We start from the raw sequence: 1,316 nt of genomic DNA on the forward strand, positions 1-1,316 counted from the left end.
CGGATCGTCGATCCGCTGGCGCCGACGGAGAGGACGAACTCGGTGGCGGCCCCGTCCGCAGCCACCTGGGGGGTGCCGTCGGTCGAGGCAGTCGCGTCGCCGGTCGCCGGCGCCTCGGCGGCATCCTCGGTCGAGGCCGTCGCGGGGCCGCTGCCCGGCGTGATCGTCGCCGCGGTGTCGGACTGGCCGGTGCTGGGTTCGGTGTAGTTGAAGACGACGTCGACCGGGTGCGCGTCCGCGCCGGTCAGCCGGCGTACCGCCGGCAGCGGGTAACGCCGGTGCGGCCAGAGTTCGACCTCCCGGTCGAAGACCGCGGTGACCAGGTCGCGCCAGGTGCGGGCGGTACGGTCGTGACCGAACGGCAGGGTGTTTATGTACATGCCGTGCACCCGCTCCGCGCCCCGAACCTCGGGCCGCGCGTCGCAGACCAGGCCGCTGTGGAAGGCGGGCTCGTTGGTGAGCTGGCTCATCACCTTCAGGTGCGCGGCGTGCAGGACCGCCTTGACGGGTACGCCGAGACTGCTGGCGAGCCGGCGCAGCGCGTCGTCCAGGTCGGCGATGTCCAACTCGGTGCGGCACACCCGCCGGGGGCCGGAGTCGCCGGCCGGGGTGCCCGGCAGGGTGAGCTTCGGCCGCCCGGTCACCACCTGCCGCCAGTAGTCGGCGTCCTCGGTCGAGTCGAGCGCCGCCAGCTCGGCGGCGACGAAGTCGGCGTACCGGACTGGCACCGGTTCGGTGGGGGCCGGCTGCTCGCCGCGCCGCCGCCGGTGGTAGCCGTCGAGCAGGTCGGCCAGGAGGAGGTTCAGGTCCCAGCCGCCGGTGACCAGGTGGCTGACGGAGACGGTGAGCCACCAGGAGTGGCCGTCCCCGGGGTGCACGGCGACCCGCAGCAGCGGCGGCGGCTGCGCCGGGTCGAAGGGCCGTTCCCGTTCGGCGGTGACGTACGCCGCCAGGCTGGTCGCGTCGGGGTGCACGGCGACCGGCACCCGGGCCTCGGCGTGCACGAGTTGCATGGGCACCGAGTAGCCGTCGAGGTCGAACGAGGTACGCAGCGTCTCGTGCCGGGCGACCAACTCGGCGAGGGTGGCGTGCAGCGGTTCGACGTCGAAGGGCAGTTCGTCGGGTACACGCATGGTGTGCACGATGTGGTACGGCGCGCCGGCCTCGTCCTTGGCGATCTCGACGGCCATGCCCACCTGGGCCTGGGTGGCCGGGTAGGCGTCGGTGAGCCCGTCGGGCAGCAACGCCCGGTCCGCCTCGCCGATCAACGCGAACGGCTCGACCGGCGTCCACTCCTGCCCGGCGCCACCGCTCAA

The 1,316-nt window shown here is 73.7% G+C and carries 1 protein-coding gene; it reads right to left on the reverse strand.

Going from position 1 to position 1,316, the window contains the following annotated elements:
- Positions 1-1,316, reverse strand: a 1,316-nt coding sequence (locus AC507J_RS32255; protein WP_496294335.1) for a condensation domain-containing protein, incomplete at both ends; no start/stop codon positions are given.

This window comes from Micromonospora sp. PRAS1 (assembly GCF_059553435.1).